The organism is Streptomyces sp. NPDC089919, from assembly GCF_040684615.1.
GTDB lineage: Bacteria > Actinomycetota > Actinomycetes > Streptomycetales > Streptomycetaceae > Streptomyces.
Genome location: NZ_JBFBGK010000034.1, coordinates 24,634 through 41,700 on the forward strand (window position 1 = coordinate 24,634; position 17,067 = coordinate 41,700).

Below are 17,067 nucleotides of genomic sequence, written 5' to 3' on the forward strand. Positions count from 1 at the left end.
ACCCTTACCGACGTAGGGTTGGTTTTGGGACGCTCACGCCTCGAAGGAGGTCCAGTTCAGTGACCAGCCAGGTCAGTAGCCCAGCCGATCAGGCCGACGGAGCCGAGGAGGCGGTCGTCGGGGAGCAGCGTGCGCCCGCCGAGGCCGCCGGTGCCGCCGCGGGCGAACAGAGCGCGAAGGAAGTCCGCCGACTCGACCGGGTCATCATCCGCTTCGCGGGCGACTCGGGTGACGGTATGCAGTTGACGGGTGACCGCTTCACCTCGGAGACGGCGTCGTTCGGGAACGACCTCTCGACGCTGCCGAACTTCCCCGCCGAGATCAGGGCCCCCGCCGGCACCCTGCCGGGCGTCTCCTCCTTCCAGCTCCACTTCGCCGACCACGACATCCTGACGCCGGGTGACGCGCCGAACGTCCTGGTGGCGATGAACCCGGCGGCCCTGAAGGCCAACATCGGCGACGTGCCGCGGGGCGCGGAGATCATCGTCAACACCGACGAGTTCACCAAGCGCCCGATGGCCAAGGTCGGCTACGACACCTCACCGCTGGAGGACGGCTCGCTGGAGGCGTACCACGTCCACCCGGTGCCGCTGACGACGCTGACGGTCGAGGCGCTGAAGGAGTTCGGGCTGCCCCGCAAGGAGGCCGAGCGCAGCAAGAACATGTTCGCGCTGGGCCTGCTGTCCTGGATGTACCACCGCCCCACCGAGGGCACCGAGCGCTTCCTGCGCTCGAAGTTCGCCAAGAAGCCGGAGATCGCCGAGGCGAACGTGGCGGCCTTCCGGGCCGGCTGGAACTTCGGCGAGACCACCGAGGACTTCGCGGTCTCCTACGAGGTCGCGCCGGCCACCAAGGCCTTCCCGACCGGCACCTACCGGAACATCTCCGGGAACCTCGCCCTGTCCTACGGCCTGATCGCCGCCGGCCGGCAGGCGGACCTGCCGCTCTACCTGGGCTCGTACCCGATCACCCCGGCCTCGGACATCCTGCACGAGCTGTCGAAGCACAAGAACTTCGGCGTGCGGACCTTCCAGGCCGAGGACGAGATCGCCGGCATCGGCGCCGCGCTGGGCGCGGCCTTCGGCGGCTCGCTGGCGGTGACCACCACCTCCGGCCCGGGCGTGGCGCTCAAGTCGGAGACCATCGGCCTGGCGGTCTCGCTGGAGCTGCCGCTGTTGATCGTGGACATCCAGCGCGGCGGCCCCTCGACCGGCCTGCCCACCAAGACCGAGCAGGCCGACCTGCTCCAGGCGATGTACGGCCGCAACGGCGAGGCGCCGGTGCCGATCGTGGCGCCGAAGACCCCGGCGGACTGCTTCGACGCGGCGCTGGACGCGGCCCGGATCGCGCTGACCTACCGGACCCCGGTCTTCCTGCTCTCGGACGGCTACCTGGCCAACGGCTCCGAGCCGTGGCGGATCCCGGACGTGGACGAGCTGCCCGACCTGCGGGTGCGGTTCGCGAGCGGCCCGAACCACGAGCTGGCCGACGGGACCGAGGTCTTCTGGCCGTACAAGCGCGACCCGCAAACCCTGGCCCGCCCGTGGGCGGTGCCGGGCACGCCCGGTCTGGAGCACCGGATCGGCGGCATCGAGAAGCAGGACGGCACGGGCAACATCTCCTACGACCCGGCCAACCACGACTTCATGGTCCGCACCCGCCAGGCCAAGGTCGACGGCATCGAGGTCCCGGACCTGGAGGTCGACGACCCGGACGGCGCCCGGACGCTGGTGATCGGCTGGGGGTCCACCTACGGCCCGATCACGGCCGCGGTCCGCCGGCTGCGGCTGGCCGGGCTGCCGGTGGCCCAGGCCCACCTGCGCCACCTCAACCCGTTCCCGCGGAATCTGGGCGAGGTCCTGAAGCGTTACGACAAGGTAGTGGTGCCGGAGATGAACCTCGGGCAGCTCGCGACCCTGCTCAGGGCGAAGTACCTCGTCGACGCCCAGTCGTACAACCAGGTCAACGGAATGCCGTTCAAGGCCGAGCAGCTCGCGGAGGCCCTCAAGGAGGCCATCAATGACTGAGACGAGCACCCGCCCCGAGAGCATCGAGCGCACCCTGCTGTCCCTGGTCCCCAAGGCCGAGGGCAAGCAGTCCATGAAGGACTTCAAGTCCGACCAGGAAGTGCGCTGGTGCCCGGGCTGCGGCGACTACGCCGTCCTCGCCGCCGTGCAGGGCTTCATGCCCGAGCTCGGACTGGCGAAGGAGAACATCGTCTTCGTCTCCGGCATCGGCTGCTCCTCCCGCTTCCCGTACTACATGAACACCTACGGGATGCACTCCATCCACGGCCGCGCCCCGGCCATCGCCACCGGCCTGGCCTCCTCGCGCCGGGACCTGAGCGTGTGGGTGGTCACCGGTGACGGCGACGCGCTCTCCATCGGCGGCAACCACCTGATCCACGCCCTGCGGCGGAACGTCAACCTGAAGATCCTGCTGTTCAACAACCGGATCTACGGGCTGACCAAGGGCCAGTACTCGCCCACCTCCGAGGTCGGCAAGATCACCAAGTCCACCCCGATGGGCTCGCTGGACGCCCCCTTCAACCCGGTGTCGCTGGCGCTGGGCGCGGAGGCGTCCTTCGTGGCGCGCACCGTCGACTCCGACCGCAAGCACCTCACCGAGGTGCTGCGGCAGGCGGCGGACCACCCGGGCACGGCCCTGGTGGAGATCTACCAGAACTGCAACATCTTCAACGACGGCGCCTTCGAGGTCCTGAAGGACAACGACCTGGCGCAGGAGGCGGTCATCCGCCTCGAGCACGGTGCGCCGATCCGCTTCGGCGCGGACCTGCGCAAGGGCGTGCTGCGCGACCCGGCCACCGGCGACCTGCGGGTGGTCGAGGTGACCCCGGAGAACGAGGCGCGGATCCTGGTGCACGACGCCCACACGGCCTCGCCCACCACCGCCTTCGCGCTCTCCCGGCTCGCCGACCCCGACACGCTCCACCAGACCCCGATCGGCGTCTTCCGCAGCGTGTCCCGGCCGGTGTACGACACGCAGATGGCCGACCAGCTGGACCAGGCCGTCGAGCAGCGCGGCAAGGGCGACCTCGGCGCCCTGCTCGCCGGCAACGACACCTGGACGGTCGTGGGCTAGCCGCCCGCGCCGCCCCGGCCCGTCGCACAGGCCCGGATCTCCTCGTGGAGATCCGGGCCTCGCTGCGTCCGGGGTCCGCTCGAGGAACACCGCACGACCGCTCGAACTCCACCACATCAGCACTTTCAAAAAGTAAGCGCTATCGATAGGGTAGCGCTACGAGCACCCCCGGGGCCCGCCCCGCCCGCATCCCACAAGGAGCCCGCCATGAGCATCGTCGTCACCGGAGCCACCGGAGCCCTGGGCAGCCTCGTCATCGAGGAACTGCTCGCCACCGTCCCCGCCGGCCGGATCACCGCCCTGGTCCGGGACGCGGACAAGGCCGCGGGCCTGGCCGCGCGCGGGGTCGTGGTGAAGGTCGCCGACTACGACCGGCCCGAGACCCTGGCCGCCGCCTTCCAGGCCGGCGACCGGGTCCTGCTGATCTCCGGCAACGCGGTGGGCCGCCGGATCCCCCAGCACCTCGCGGTGATCGAGGCGGCCCGCGAGGCCGGGGTCGCGCAGTTCGCGTACACGGGCATCCTCGGCGGCCCCGAGGCGGACTTCGAGCTGGCCGCCGAGCACCGGGCCACCGAGGACGCCGTCCTCGCCGCCGGCCTGCCCTACACCTTCCTGCGCAACGGCTGGTACCACGAGAACTACACGGTCAGCGTGGCCGCGGCGGTCTCCAACGGCGCCGTGGTGGGCAGCACCGCCGGCGGCCGGATCGCCTCCGCCGCCCGGGCCGACTACGCCGCCGCCGCGGCGGCCGTGCTCACCGGCGACGTCGCCGACCACCTCGGCCGGGCCTACGAGCTCAGCGGCGACCGGGCCTGGAGCCTGGACGAGTACGCGGCCGAGGTCGCGGCTCAGAGCGGCACCGCGGTCGCGCACTCCGACCTGCCGGCCACCGCCCACCTGGAGGTCCTGAAGCACAACGGCCTGCCCGAGGACTTCGCCGGGATCCTGGTCGACGTGGACGCGGCGATCGCCCGGGGCCTGCTGTCCCGCAGCAACGGCGACCTGGCCCGGCTGATCGGCCGGCCCACCACCCCGGTCGCCGAGGCCATCGCGGCCGCGCTGGCCTGAGCACCCCGGCCGGCCGGGGACCGCGCCCGACCTGCACCACCCGCCCCGGCGGCCGGCCGGTCAAGGTCATGACCGATCCGTGAGAACGGGCATGACAGGTGACCTTCCGGCCGCTACGGTCGTGCAATCGGCCACGGCGGCTCTGGAGGGTTCGTGAAGGCAGACGACGAGCGGCGGGCCGGACTCCTCTTCGGCTTCGCCTCGTACGGCATGTGGGGCCTGGTCCCGCTCTTCTGGCCGCTCCTGAAGCCCTCGGGCGCGATCGAGATCCTGGCCCACCGGATGGTCTGGTCACTGGTCGTGGTCGGGGTGGCGCTGGTCGTGCTCCGCCGCTGGTCCTGGATCGGCGAGCTGCTGCGGCAGCCCCGCCGGCTGGCGCTGACCGCGGCGGCCGCGGCCGTGATCACCGTCAACTGGGGCGTCTACATCTGGTCGGTGAACACCGGGCACGTGGTGGACGCCTCGCTCGGCTACTTCGTGAACCCGCTGGTCAGCATCGGACTGGGGGTGCTGCTGCTCGGCGAGCGGCTGCGGCCCGCCCAGTGGGCGGCCGTGGCCATCGGCTTCTCCGCGGTCGTGGTGCTCGCCGTCGGGGTCGGCCGGCCGCCGTGGATCGCCCTGACGCTGGCCTTCTCCTTCGGCTCGTACGGGCTGATCAAGAAGAAGGTCAACCTCGGCGGGCTGGAGTCGCTGGCCGCCGAGACCGCGATCCAGTTCCTGCCCGCCCTCGGCTACCTGCTCTGGCTGACCGCGGCCGGCCAGAGCACCTTCACGCACGGCGGCGCGGGCCACGGCGCCCTGCTGGCCAGCACCGGCATCGTCACGGCCATCCCGCTGATCTGCTTCGGCGCGGCCGCGATCCGGGTGCCGCTCTCCACCCTGGGCCTGCTCCAGTACCTCGCCCCGGTCTTCCAGTTCGGGCTGGGCGTCCTGTACTTCCACGAGGCGATGCCGCCCGAGCGGTGGGCCGGCTTCGGGCTGGTATGGGCCGCGCTGGCGCTGCTGACCTGGGACGCGCTGCGGACCGCCCGGCGCACCCGGGCCCGGGCCGCGGCCGCCCGGGCGGCCGTGCCCGCCGCCGGGACCGGCGGGGCGCCCGGCGCCGCCTCCCCCGCCCCGGCCGCCGCGGCAGAATCGGCCTAACCCTCCAGTCTCACCGTCCCGGACGCCCGCACGGATCCCCGTGCGGGCGTTTGTCCGTATGTCGAACACCTGTGACCGGTTTCCGCTCTTGACGGTGAGTCAGGCTCTCGCTGAACATTCAGCCCACGCACAGCTGCTCCACAGCTCGCTCCGCTCCCCCCGCACCCCCACGCACGTTCCGTCCTGTCCCCGTACGGAATTCCGGAGCCCCCACATGAGCTTCTCCGTGTCCCGACGGCTGGCCGCGGCCACCGCACTCGCGGTCGCCGGCCTGCTCTCCACGACCGCCCCCGCGGCGCTGGCCGTCCCCACGGCCGCCGCCGCGCCCACCCCGCCGGACATCCCGGTCGCCAACGTCAAGGCGCACCTGGCCCAGCTGCAGACCATCGCGACCAACAACGGCGGCAACCGCGCCCACGGCCGCACCGGCTACAAGGCCTCGATCGACTACGTGAAGGGCAAGCTGGACGCCGCCGGCTTCACCACCACGCTCCAGACCTTCACCTCCAGCGGCGCCACCGGCTACAACCTCATAGCCGACTGGCCCGGCGGCGACCCCAACTCCGTGCTGATGACCGGCGCGCACCTGGACTCGGTCACCGCGGGCCCCGGCATCAACGACAACGGCTCCGGCTCCGCCGGCATCCTGGAGACCGCGCTGGCCGTCTCCCGCGCCGGCCTCCAGCCCACCAAGCACCTGCGCTTCGGCTGGTGGGGCGCGGAGGAGCTGGGCATGGTCGGGTCGAAGTACTACGTCAACAACCTGCCGGCCGCCGAGCGCGCGAAGATATCCGGCTACCTGAACTTCGACATGATCGGCTCGCCGAACCCGGGCTACTTCGTCTACGACGACGACCCGGCGCTGGAGAAGGTCTTCAAGGACTACTTCGCCACGGTGAGCATCCCGACCGAGATCGAGACCGAGGGCGACGGCCGCTCGGACCACGCGCCGTTCAAGAACGTCGGCATCCCGGTCGGCGGCCTCTTCTCCGGCGCCGACTACACCAAGACCGCGGCCCAGGCGCAGAAGTGGGGCGGCACCTCCGGTCAGGCCTTCGACCGCTGCTACCACTCCTCCTGCGACACCTCGGCGAACATCAACGACACCGCCCTGGACCGCAACAGCGACGCCATCGCCTACGCGATCTGGACCCTGGGCGCCGGCACCACCGTCCCGCCGGGCCCGTCCTTCGAGAACACCGCCGACGTGGCGATCCCCGACGCCGGGGCGGCCGTGACCTCCCCGATCACCGTCTCGGGCGTCACCGGGAACGCGCCGGCGACCCTCAAGGTGGACGTGAACATCGTCCACACCTGGCGCGGTGACCTGGTCGTGGACCTGGTGGCGCCGGACGGTACGGCCTACCGGCTGAAGAACTCCTCCTCCAACGACTCGGCGGACAACGTCGTCGCGACGTACACCGTCAACGCCTCGAGCGAGGTGGCCAACGGCGTCTGGAAACTCAAGGTCCAGGACGTGGCCGCGCAGGACACCGGCTACATCAACAGCTGGAAGCTGACCTTCTGACCGGGGTGCGGCAGCGGGTGTGAGCTGTGGAGCGACGGCGGCCGGGTCCCTCAGGGGCCCGGCCGCCGGCCGTCGGTACCGGTCACCGGCCGTCGGTCACCGGCAGCCGGGCCGGCCGCCTCAGATCAGCCCGCGCAGTTCCTCGGCGACGGTGGCGATGTCGGCCTTGCCGAGCTTGGCGGCCTCCACCAGGTCGCCCAGCGCCTCCGGCGAGGGCAACTGGGCCGCCCCGGCCACCCGCAGGTAGGAGCGGGTGGCGGCGGCCGCGTAGAACTCGTTCATCGGCGACTCCAGCGCCGGGCAGACGGCCAGCGTGTGCAGGAAGGCCGCGGCCCGCCAGGCGATGTCCGGGGCGGGCGCGTCCGGCAGCAGCACCAGGTCGCTCTGGTGCCGGGCCACGGCGGCGACCACCCCGGAGGGGTCCCAGACCGCCGGGTCGGACGGCAGGTGGTGGGCCAGTGCGGTCCAGGCCCACTCTTCGGTGATCTTCAAGTGCCGAACCGCTCCTGGAAGTAGCCCCAGTGGTCCGCGAACTCCTCGATGCCGGCGAGGAAGCTGCTCCGGTCCTCGTCCAGTTCCCGCTCGGTGACCTCGGTGATCAGGGCGGTGACGGTCGTCCCCAGCGCCGCGGCCCGCGCCTTGAGGCGGTCGTGGAACTCCTCGTCCAGGCGGATGGTGACGTGTCTCGACATGCCCACCACCGTACAGCGGCCCGGCTGTACGGGCGGTGGGGTGCGCAAAAGACCCCGGGCACGCGGAAGTCCCCGGGCACGCGGAAGGCGGCCCGGGACAGGTCCCGGGCCGCCTCGTGTCCTGCCGCGGCGGTTACTTCGCCGAGTTGGCGGCCTTCACCAGCGCGTCCTTGGTGACCGCGCCGACGTAGACCTTGCCGTCGTCCGTGACCAGGGCGTTGACCAGACGGGTCGACAGCACCCGGCCGCTGCCGAACTTCCCGGAGACCTTGTCGCCCAGCGAGTCCAGGAAGCCCTGGGCCTGCTTCGGGACGTCCTTGCCCTGGGCGGCGTCCAGGCCGCCCTTCGCGCCGGTGCTGATCTCGGCCACGGCCGACCAGCCCTCGCCGATCACCCGGGTCTCGCCGCCGCCGGCGCCGAGGTCACCGAGGCCGGGGACGGCCTCCAGGCCCTTGAACAGCTCCTCGTGGCCGTCCTTGCCCTTGTCCCCGCCCTTGCCCGCCTCGGCGCCCTCGGTCAGCTTCGCGCCCTTGGGCGGGGTGAAGTCGAAGGTGCCCGCGGCCGGCTTGCCGAAGTCGACCTGGGTGAAGCCGGCTTCGACGATCGGCTTGCCGCCCTCGCTGGAGAGCAGCTGGAAGCGCAGCGGCGTACCCGTCTTCGCGTCCACCGCGATCCGGACCGAACCGACCGTGGAGCCGCTGCCCTTGGGCTCGAGGACCAGCTGGTAGGCGTCCCGGCCGGCGATCTGCGCGGTGTCGCCCACCCGCACGTCGGTGGTGGGCCCGGCGGCCTTCAGGGCCTCCTGGGCGAACTCCTTGGGCGTGCCCGGGGTACCCGCCGGGCGCTCGCCGCGGGCGTGCCCGGCCGCGCCGTCCTGCTGCTCGTGGAAGGCCTGGTTCGACTTGCTGTCGTAGCCCCAGACGTCCTTGCCGTTGTGGACGAGGGTGTACTGGTCCTTGCCGTCCACGAAGGTGAGCTTCTGGCGGTCGGGGCCGTCCGCCGCGAGCTTGAAGGTGTGCGTGCCCATGGCCAGCTGGGTGAGCTTGGCCTGCGGGTCGGCCGAGCCGCCGCCGGAGCCGCCGGCCACCCCGGCCAGCGCGCCGCCGAGCAGGCCGTCGGTGAAGGAGGGCAGGCCCAGGTCGGTCTTGACCTTGGCCGTGCCGGAGAGCTGTTCGGTGTCCGAGGCGGCGATCTTCTCGATCAGCTGCTGGGCCGTGATTTTCGGGAGGTCCGGGTTCCCGTTGGCCGCGAGGGCCGGCACGAGCCCGATCGTCGCGGCGGCCACGCCCGCCACCGCGATCGGTACGACGTACCGGGCGGCCTTGCGGCGGCCCGCCCGGAGGTCGGCGGCCTCGTCGGCCTGAGCGCCCTCGGGAGTTCCGCTTACGTTCGGTGCCATGTCAGTCCTGCCTCCGTGTCACCCGATGTGGTGGGGATCGTGCATCCATCTGACCAAATCGGAGGCTTCGGGGCGTCAGACCACGGATTCAACTCGGCGTACTACGCAGGGATGACATGGGGGCGTCGCGGGCTCCCCCATCCCGTAGGGGACGGGGGGCCGAAGGTGTCAGACGCCGGCCGGGCACCCGGGGGCGTCAGCCCGCGCGGTGCACCACGGCGTCGCAGAGCTCCTGGAGGGCGGCCTTGGCGAAGCACTCCGGCAGCGGCGCGAGGGTGGCCCGGGCCTCCTCGGCGTACCGCACGGTGTCGCGGCGGGCCTGCTCCAGGGCGGGGTGCACCCGCAGCCGGGCCAGCGCCTCGGCGTGCCGGGCGTCGTCGGTGAGGTCCGAGTCGAGCAGCGCGACCAGGTCGACGTCCTCGGGGCGGCCGTCCCGGTCGGCCATCGCGCGCAGCCGCAGCACGGGCAGCGTCGGGATGCCCTCGCGCAGGTCGGTGCCGGGGGTCTTGCCGGACTCGTGGGAGTCGGAGGCGATGTCCAGCACGTCGTCGGCCAGCTGGAAGGCCAGGCCCAGCCGCTCGCCGTACTGGGTGAGGATGTCGACCACGCTGTCGTCGGCGCCGGACATCATCGCGCCGAACCGGCAGGAGACGGCGACCAGCGAGCCGGTCTTGCCGGCCATGACGTCGAGGTAGTGCTCGACCGGGTCCCGGCCGTCGCGGGGGCCCGCGGTCTCCAGGATCTGGCCGGTGACCAGCCGCTCGAAGGCCTCGGCCTGGATGCGGACGGCCTCCGGGCCGAGGTCGGCCAGGATGTGCGAGGCGCGGGCGAAGAGGAAGTCACCCGTCAGGACGGCGACGGAGTTGCCCCAGCGGGCGTTGGCGCTGGGTACCCCGCGGCGGACGTCCGCCTCGTCCATGACGTCGTCGTGGTACAGCGTCGCCAGGTGGGTGAGCTCCACCACGACGGCGGAGGGCACGATCTTGGGTGCGTACGGGTCGCCGAAGCGCGAGGCGAGCATCACCAGCAGGGGGCGGAACCGCTTGCCACCGGCCCGCACCAGGTGCTGTGCGGCCTCGGTGATGAAGGGGACGTCGCTCTTGGTGGCCTCGAGCAGACCCTCCTCGACGGCCGCAAGTCCGGCCTGGACATCGGTCTCAAGAGCCTGGTCCCGCACGCTCAGTCCGAACGGCCCGACGACGGTCACGAGGGGTACTCCTGTCTGCTGACGATCACACGGATTGTCGATGTGTCGCTGCCATCACTTAAGTCAGCGTATCCGGTCCATTTTCGATCACGGAGCGGGCCTGGACGTCTTCTCCATCGCCGTGCCCGAAGAGCACCGGTATGTTCGTGTGCAGCTCATTAGACCGGAGAATGACTTTTGCCCAGAACTGTGACCGATACCGAATCCGACGGGCCGGGCCCGGAAGCCGGCGGGCAGCCGCCGCCCGAGGACGCCAGGGCCTTCCTCGGGCACCCCCGGGGCCTGGCCGTCCTCTCGGGCCTCGAGGTCTGGGAGCGCTTCTCCTTCCTGGGCATGCAGGCGATCCTCGTCCTGTACTTCGCCGACACCGTGGCCCACGGCGGCCTGGGCATGGACCCGGGCACCGCGGCCTCCGTGTCGGCGGCGTACGGGACGATGGTCTACCTCGTCTCGGTGGGCGGCGGCTGGCTGGCCGACCGGATCCTCGGCTCGTACCGGGCGGTGCTCTGGGGCGGCGTCCTGATCGCCTGCGGGCACTACGCGATGGCGGTCCCCACCGCCACCATGACCTGGGTCGGCCTCGGCCTGATCAGCGCCGGCACCGGCCTGCTCAAGCCCAACGTCGCCAGCATGGTCGGCCGGCTCTACCGCACCGACGACGACCGGCGGGACGCCGGCTTCGCCCTCTACTACATGGGCATCAACATCGGCGCCTTCGCCGGACCGCTGGTGACCGCCTGGCTGGGCGACCACCAGGGCTGGCACTGGGGCTTCTCGGCCGCCGCGATCGGCATGACCGCCGGCCTGGTCCAGTACGTCGCCGGCCGCCGTCACCTGGCCGGCCGCAGGCACTCCGCGGAGTTCGCGCTGGCCCCGGACGCCATGCGGCGGGCGGTGCGGCTGATCGCCGGCGGGCTGCTGGCCGTCGGCGCCCTGTGCGCGCTGCTGGCCGGGGCGGGCTGGCTCACCATGGACCGGTTCGTGGACCTGCTCACCCTGATCTCGGTGATCGCCCCGGCGGTGTACTTCGCGGTGATGTTCCGCAGCCCCCGGGTGACCCGCGAGGAGCGCGGCCGGCTGCGCCCGTACGTCGTGCTCTTCCTGGCCTCGGTGGCCTTCAACCTCATCCTCTTCCAGGCCTACTCCACGATGATGCTGCTGGCCTCCTCCAACGCCCGCACCACCATCCTGGGCTTCGACTTCCCGGCCGGCTGGTACGCCTCCGCGCTCGGCGCCTTCGAGGTGGCGCTGGCTCCGGTGGTGGCCGCGCTGTGGGCCCGGATGGGGCACCGGCAGCCGCACGCCTCCAACAAGATCGCCATCGGCGTGGTCCTGGGCGGCCTGTCCTTCCTCCTGATGGTGCTGCCCACCTCGGGGCACACCGGGGACTCCTACAAGATGGCCGCCTGGTGGATCGTCGGCTCGTACCTGCTGCTCGGGCTCGGGGACGTGCTGCTGGAGACCTCGGGCATGTCCGCCACCACCAAGCTCGCGCCGAAGGCCTTCGCCAACCAGACGATGGCGCTGTGGTTCCTGTCCCTGGCGCTGGCCAACGGCATCCAGGCGCAGGTCGTCAAGCTCTACGGCACCCTCTCGAACCCCGTCTACTTCGGCCTCAACGGCGCGCTGGCGGTGGTCGTCGGCCTGGTCGTGATCGCCCTGGCGCCCTGGCTGCGCCGCACGATGCACCCCGTCCACTGAGCACCCTCCCCTGAGCGCCCCGCCCGGCCGGAAGGACGCGCATGATCATCCGTACCGCCTTCCCCTACGAGACCACCCGCGAGGACGTCCGGATCCCGGTCTCCGGGGGCACCCACCTCTACGCCCGGATCTGGCGCCCGGTCACCGACGCGCCGGTGCCCGCGCTGCTGGAGTACCTGCCGTACCGGCTGACCGACTGGACGGCGCCCCGGGACTGGCAGCGGCACCCCTGGTACGCCGGCCACGGCTACGCCTCGGTCCGGGTGGACGTCCGCGGCCACGGCATCAGCGAGGGGCACCCGGGCGACGAGTACGACGCGCGGGAGCTGGCGGACGGGGTGGCGGTGGTCGAGTGGCTGGCGGCCCAGCCCTGGTGCAGCGGCCGGGTCGGGATGTTCGGGATCTCCTGGGGCGGCTTCAACTCGCTCCAGATCGCCGCGCTGGCGCCCGCACCGCTCAAGGCCGTGGTGACGGTCTGCTCCACCGACGACCGCTACGACAACGACGTCCACTACATGGGCGGCTCGGTGCTGGGCGTGGACATGCACGCCTGGGGCGCCACCATGCTGGCCTTCGCCGCCCGCCCGCCGGACCCCCGGTACGCGGGCGAGGGCTGGCGGGAGCAGTGGCTGGACCGGCTGGAGTCGGTGGAACCGCTCGTCCACACCTGGCTGGCGCACCAGACCCGGGACGCCTACTGGAGGCACGGCAGCGTCTGCGAGGACTACGGCGCGATCGGCGCGGCCGTGCTCGCGGTCGGCGGCTGGCACGACCCCTACCGCGACACCGTGCTGCGGCTGGTCGCCGCGCTGCCGCCGGACCGGGTGCGCGGACTGATCGGGCCCTGGTCGCACCAGTACCCGGACCGCGGCCTGCCGCCGGGCCCGGCCATCGGCTTCCTCCAGGAGACCCTGCGCTGGTGGGACCACTGGCTCAAGGACGCGGACACCGGCGTCCTCGAGGAGCCGCTGCTGCGCTCCTGGATCAGCGACTCGCACCCGCCGGCCACCACCTACGAACGGATGGAGGGCCGCTGGGTCGGCGACCCGGCCTGGCCCTCGCCGCACGTCCGGCCGGTGGTCTACGGGCTCCGGGGCGCGCCCGTGCACGTGGCCTCGCCGCAGCACACCGGGGTGGACGCGGGCCGCTTCTTCCCCTTCGGCAACGACGCGGACCTGCCGCCCGACCAGCGGGAGGAGGACGCCCGCTCGGCCTGCTTCGAGTTCCCGGTGCCGGCCGACGGCGGGCCGCTGGAGATCCTGGGCCGGCCCGAGGTGCGGCTGCGGCTGCGGCTGGACGTGCCGCACGGGCAGGTCGTCGCCCGGGTCTGCGACGTGGCCCCGGACGGCTCCTCGACCCTGGTCACCCGCGGGGCGCTGAACCTGGGCGCGCGGGAGGGCCGGGACCGGTCGGTGGCCTGGCCGCCGGGGGCCACCGGGGACGTGTCCTTCCACCTGAACGCCATCGGGCACGGCTTCGCCCCCGGCCACCGGATCCGGCTGGCACTGTCCTCGGCGTACTGGCCGTGGATCTGGCCGCGGCCGGGCTCGGAGGCGGGCTGGACGGTGGACCCGGCCGCCAGCTCGCTGGAACTGCCGGTCCGGGAGCCCGTACCCGGCGAGTCGGTGCTCTTCGAGGCGGCCGAGCAGGCGCCACCGCTGGGCGTGGTCTTCCCCGAGACGCTGGACGAGCCCCGGCCCGAGCGGCTGGTGGTCCGGGACGTGGCGCGCGGCACCTGGCGGCTGGAGGTGGACCCCCGGTACGGCGGCACCCGGGTGTACCCGGACGGCCTGGAGTTCACCGAGTCCGCGCTGGAGACGTACGAGATCCAGTCCGAGGACGCCCTCTCGGCGCGGGCCCGCTCGGACTGGTCGGTGCGGCTGCACCGGCCGGAGGCGGGGTGGGACGTGCACGTCGAGACGCGCTCCGAGACCGCCTGCGATGCGGCTGCGTTCGTGCTCTCGAACGAGTTGATCTGCCGGGAAGGGACGGAGGTCGTCTTCCACCGGACGTGGGAGCGGCGGGTACCGCGCACGGCCGGCTGAGGCGGTCAGCCGAAGAGGCGGTCGAGGACGACGGCGATGCCGTCGTCCTCGTTGGAGAGGGTCACCTCGTCGGCGACGGCCTTCAGTTCGGTGTGGGCGTTGGCCATGGCCACGCCGTGGCCGGACCAGACGAACATCGGGATGTCGTTGGGCATGTCCCCGAAGGCGATGGTGGCCCCGGGCACCACCCCCAGCGCCCCCGCCGCCCAGGCCAGCCCGCTGGCCTTGGTCACCCCCGGCGGCTGCAGCTCGACCGTGTGCTCCCCCGCCATCGTCACGTTGACGAGGTGGCCGACCACGCCCCGGGCCACCCGGGTCAGCTCGTCGTCGTCCAGCTTGGGGTGCTGGAGCAGGACCTTGGTGATCGGCTCGGACCACAGCTCCGCGCGCCGGGTGACCACCACCGTCGGCAGGTGCGGGTGCGGCATCCGGTAGCCCGGGCCGCGCAGCATCTCGGCGTCCACGCCGTCCCGGTCCACCGCGGCGTGCACCTCGCCGATCTCCGCCTCGATCTTGCCCAGGGCGACCTCGGCGAGCTCCCGGTCGAGCGTCACCGAACTGAGCATCCGGCCGGCGGCGGCGTCGTAGACCTGGGCGCCCTGGCCGCACACCGCGAGCCCCGCGTACCCGAGCCCTTCCAGGACGTGGCGCACCTGTGGGACGGGGCGTCCGGTCACCACGATGTGCTGGGCGCCCGCGTCGCGCGCCCGCGCGAGCGCCGCGTACGAGCGGGGTGAGACGGTGTCCCCGGCGCGCAGCAGCGTGCCGTCGAGGTCCGTGGCGATCAGGGCGAACGGGAGGGACGAAGTCACGGCGTCAAGAATACGGATCTTTACCGGGAGCCTTATGGACAAGTCATATAAATAGCTGCCGAATCCGGCCTCCCGCGCCACGCGCCCGGCACGTAACGTGTCGTCCGCACTGTGTACGCCGGGACACCCCCGGACCGCGTGAAAGCGAGGCAGCACCCCATGCCCGAGCAGAGCCCTCTCGACCTGGCCCAGGGCGACCCGTTCGGTCCGCACAACCTGCCGTACGGCGTGTTCTCGACGGGGGGCGGCTCCCCCCGGCGCATTGGAGTGCGGATCGGCGCGCACGTCCTGGATGCGGGCGCAGCAGCCGTCGCGCTCGGCTCCCCGCACGCCGCCCTGCTGGGTGCCGCCACCCTCAACCCGCTGCTCGCCGCCGGCCGCACCACCTGGAGCGCCGTCCGCGCCGAGCTGACCGCCTGGGTGACCGAGCCCGCCCACCGGGCCGCCGTCGAGCCGCTGCTCGTGCCCCTCGACGCCGTCACCATGCACCTGCCGTACGAGGTCGCCGACTACGTCGACTTCTACGCGAGCGAGCACCACGCCACCAACGTCGGGAAGATCTTCCGGCCGGACGGCGACGCGCTCACCCCCAACTGGAAGCACCTGCCCATCGGCTACCACGGCCGTTCCGGCACCATCGTGGTCTCCGGCACCGACGTGGTCCGCCCCTCGGGCCAGCGCAAGGCCCCCGCCGACCCGGCGCCGGTCTTCGGCCCCTCCGTCAAGCTGGACATCGAGGCCGAGGTGGGCTTCGTGGTCGGCACGCCCTCCGTGCTCGGCGAGCCGGTGGCGCTGGCGGACTTCCGCGAGCACGTCTTCGGGCTCTTCCTGCTCAACGACTGGTCCGCGCGCGACATCCAGGCCTGGGAGTACGTCCCGCTGGGCCCCTTCCTCGGCAAGTCCTTCGCCACCTCCGTCGCCGCCTGGGTGACCCCGCTGGAGGCCCTGGACACGGCCCGGATCGCGCCCCCGGCCCGCGACTTCCCGCTGCTGCCCTACCTGGACGACGCCGCGACCGAGCCGGCCGGCTACGACCTGCACATCACGGTCGCGATCAACGGCCAGGAGGTGGCCGCCCCGCCGTTCGCCACCATGTACTGGACCGCCGCCCAGCAGCTGGCCCACATGACCGTCAACGGCGCCTCGCTGCGCACCGGCGACGTGTACGGCTCCGGCACGGTCAGCGGCCCCGAGACCGGCCAGCGCGGCTCGCTGCTCGAACTGACCTGGAACGGCCGCGACGCCATCGAGCTCACCGACGGCAAGCGGACCTTCCTGGAGGACGGCGACACCGTCACCATGACCGCCTGGGCCCCGGGCCCGGACGGCGCCCGCATCGCCCTCGGCGAGGTCAGCGGCACCATCACCCCGGCCCGCTAGACCCGCTCCTGCGGACCACCGCGATCCCGGCCGTCCCCGCGACGGCCGGGATCCGGCCACCGGGGCCGCCCGGGCCCGTCCACCTGGTGGGAAGAGCGGTGGCGGATCTTTCCGCCGGCCCCGCGAAACCGCAGGTCACAGCCGTCCGAGCAGAGCGTCGGGTGGCGCAACACCGCTGCAACACCACCACCGCCACCCGGGCGGTACGTTCCCTGCCATGCCAGCCGAACGCACCCGTGAGCACACCGCCCCGGTCGCCGCCGCGCGCCGTCGACGGTTGCGCGCGGACCAGGCCCGGCAACTCGCCGACCTGCTGCGCCACCAGATCCTGGCGGGCGCCTTCCCGGACCGGGTCCTCCCCCTGGAGGACGCCCTCGCCGCCGACTACCGCACCAGCCGCAACACCGTCCGCCAGGCCCTGGACCTGCTGCGCGGCGAGCAGTTGGTGGCCCGGCAGCCGGGCGTGGGCACGGTCGTGGTCTGCGCGAAGTACCGGCACGGCCTGGACCGGCTCCAGGGGCTGGCCGAAACCCTCCACGAACACGGGCCGGTCACCAACGAGGTCCGCACCATCGGCGCGGTGCCCGCGCCGGCCCCGGTGGCCGGCCGGCTGCGGCTGCCGGAGGGCTCCGACGTCCTCTACATCGAGCGGCTGCGCCGGCTCGGCGGCCTGCCGCTCTCCCTGGACCTCACCTACGTCCCGCTCGACATCGGCGCCGAACTGCTGGGCTGCGACCTCGAGCACACGGACGTCTTCAAGCTGCTGGAGGCGGTGACCGGCCAGCCGCTGGGCACCGCCGAGATCACCCTCGAGGCCGTCAACGCCGACGCGCACTCCGCCGCCGTCCTCCAGGCCCCGCGCGGGGCCGCCGTCCTGATGCTGGAACGGCTCACCCACCTGCGCGACGGACGCCCCGTCGACCTGGAGTTCATCCGCTTCCGCGGGGACCGGATCACCATGAGCGGGCTGCTGCACCGCTCGGCCTGACC

At 72.6% G+C, this 17,067-nt stretch carries 14 protein-coding genes; 9 read left to right on the forward strand and 5 right to left on the reverse strand.

Translation table 11 applies throughout. The features are described 5' to 3' along the window. The first annotated feature begins 59 nt into the window (after positions 1–59). The 5 genes from AB0O40_RS16430 (at position 60) to AB0O40_RS16450 (ending at position 6,841) form a co-directional block, all read left to right on the forward strand. Entirely contained in the window at positions 60–2,027 is a 1,968-nt protein-coding gene (locus tag AB0O40_RS16430; RefSeq protein ID WP_365041148.1) for a 2-oxoacid:acceptor oxidoreductase subunit alpha, read from the forward strand. Further along, positions 2,020–3,102: a 2-oxoacid:ferredoxin oxidoreductase subunit beta gene (locus tag AB0O40_RS16435; RefSeq protein ID WP_365041151.1), complete on the forward strand. Its 1,083-nt coding sequence runs from the start codon at positions 2,020–2,022 to the stop codon at positions 3,100–3,102. The genes AB0O40_RS16430 and AB0O40_RS16435 overlap by 8 nt, the downstream gene beginning before the upstream one ends. Positions 3,103–3,309: 207 nt before the next feature. Further along, positions 3,310–4,170, forward strand: a complete 861-nt coding sequence (locus AB0O40_RS16440) for an NmrA family NAD(P)-binding protein (protein WP_365041154.1) — start codon at positions 3,310–3,312, stop codon at positions 4,168–4,170. Between the two features lie 153 nt (positions 4,171–4,323). After that, positions 4,324–5,313 (forward strand): EamA family transporter RarD, encoded by a 990-nt coding sequence (gene rarD, locus AB0O40_RS16445; RefSeq protein ID WP_365041157.1) that lies wholly within the window; start codon positions 4,324–4,326, stop codon positions 5,311–5,313. 214 nt (positions 5,314–5,527) lie between these two features. Beyond that, the gene (locus AB0O40_RS16450) at positions 5,528–6,841 is read left to right on the forward strand and encodes a M28 family metallopeptidase (protein WP_365041159.1); all 1,314 of its coding nucleotides are present in this window, start codon (positions 5,528–5,530) and stop codon (positions 6,839–6,841) included. 120 nt (positions 6,842–6,961) lie between these two features. Here AB0O40_RS16450 and AB0O40_RS16455 read toward each other — a convergent pair whose 3' ends face one another. From AB0O40_RS16455 to AB0O40_RS16470, 4 genes are all read right to left on the reverse strand, one after another. Continuing rightward, the gene (locus tag AB0O40_RS16455) at positions 6,962–7,333 is read right to left on the reverse strand and encodes a hypothetical protein (protein WP_365041161.1); all 372 of its coding nucleotides are present in this window, start codon (positions 7,331–7,333) and stop codon (positions 6,962–6,964) included. Beyond that, a complete protein-coding gene (locus AB0O40_RS16460; protein WP_365041164.1) occupies positions 7,330–7,533 on the reverse strand; it encodes a hypothetical protein in 204 nt (67 codons plus the stop codon). The genes AB0O40_RS16455 and AB0O40_RS16460 overlap by 4 nt, the downstream gene beginning before the upstream one ends. A 133-nt stretch (positions 7,534–7,666) precedes the next feature. Next, a complete protein-coding gene (locus tag AB0O40_RS16465) occupies positions 7,667–8,932 on the reverse strand; it encodes a DUF2092 domain-containing protein (RefSeq protein WP_365041167.1) in 1,266 nt (421 codons plus the stop codon). Positions 8,933–9,128: 196 nt separating this feature from the next. Further along, complete coding sequence (locus AB0O40_RS16470) at positions 9,129–10,139, reverse strand: polyprenyl synthetase family protein (protein ID WP_365041170.1); 1,011 nt, start codon at positions 10,137–10,139, stop codon at positions 9,129–9,131. 189 nt (positions 10,140–10,328) lie between these two features. On the opposite strand from AB0O40_RS16470, the gene AB0O40_RS16475 reads away from it, so the two are divergent. Both AB0O40_RS16475 and AB0O40_RS16480 read left to right on the forward strand, forming a co-directional pair. Further along, positions 10,329–11,840 (forward strand): peptide MFS transporter, encoded by a 1,512-nt coding sequence (locus AB0O40_RS16475; RefSeq protein WP_365041173.1) that lies wholly within the window; start codon positions 10,329–10,331, stop codon positions 11,838–11,840. A 41-nt stretch (positions 11,841–11,881) separates the two neighbouring features. After that, the gene (locus AB0O40_RS16480; RefSeq protein ID WP_365041176.1) at positions 11,882–13,885 is read left to right on the forward strand and encodes a CocE/NonD family hydrolase; all 2,004 of its coding nucleotides are present in this window, start codon (positions 11,882–11,884) and stop codon (positions 13,883–13,885) included. Positions 13,886–13,890: 5 nt separating this feature from the next. Here the strand turns inward: AB0O40_RS16480 and AB0O40_RS16485 are convergent, their stop codons facing one another. Next, the gene (locus tag AB0O40_RS16485) at positions 13,891–14,697 is read right to left on the reverse strand and encodes an HAD family hydrolase (protein ID WP_365041179.1); all 807 of its coding nucleotides are present in this window, start codon (positions 14,695–14,697) and stop codon (positions 13,891–13,893) included. Between the two features lie 159 nt (positions 14,698–14,856). Between AB0O40_RS16485 and fahA the strand changes: the two genes are divergently transcribed. After that, complete coding sequence (gene fahA, locus AB0O40_RS16490; RefSeq protein WP_365041182.1) at positions 14,857–16,077, forward strand: fumarylacetoacetase; 1,221 nt, start codon at positions 14,857–14,859, stop codon at positions 16,075–16,077. 217 nt (positions 16,078–16,294) lie between these two features. Further along, positions 16,295–17,065, forward strand: a complete 771-nt coding sequence (locus tag AB0O40_RS16495; protein ID WP_365041186.1) for a GntR family transcriptional regulator — start codon at positions 16,295–16,297, stop codon at positions 17,063–17,065. The last annotated feature ends 2 nt before the right edge of the window (positions 17,066–17,067 follow it).

Coding starts and splice junctions, on each gene's coding strand:
- AB0O40_RS16435 (WP_365041151.1), top strand. CDS start 2,020: ATGACTGAGACGAGCACCCGCCCCGAGAGCATCGAGCGCACCCTGCTG.
- AB0O40_RS16440 (WP_365041154.1), top strand. CDS start 3,310: ATGAGCATCGTCGTCACCGGAGCCACCGGAGCCCTGGGCAGCCTCGTC.
- AB0O40_RS16450 (WP_365041159.1), top strand. CDS start 5,528: ATGAGCTTCTCCGTGTCCCGACGGCTGGCCGCGGCCACCGCACTCGCG.
- AB0O40_RS16460 (WP_365041164.1), bottom strand. CDS start 7,533: ATGTCGAGACACGTCACCATCCGCCTGGACGAGGAGTTCCACGACCGC.
- AB0O40_RS16465 (WP_365041167.1), bottom strand. CDS start 8,932: ATGGCACCGAACGTAAGCGGAACTCCCGAGGGCGCTCAGGCCGACGAG.
- AB0O40_RS16480 (WP_365041176.1), top strand. CDS start 11,882: ATGATCATCCGTACCGCCTTCCCCTACGAGACCACCCGCGAGGACGTC.
- fahA (WP_365041182.1), top strand. CDS start 14,857: ATGCCCGAGCAGAGCCCTCTCGACCTGGCCCAGGGCGACCCGTTCGGT.
- AB0O40_RS16495 (WP_365041186.1), top strand. CDS start 16,295: ATGCCAGCCGAACGCACCCGTGAGCACACCGCCCCGGTCGCCGCCGCG.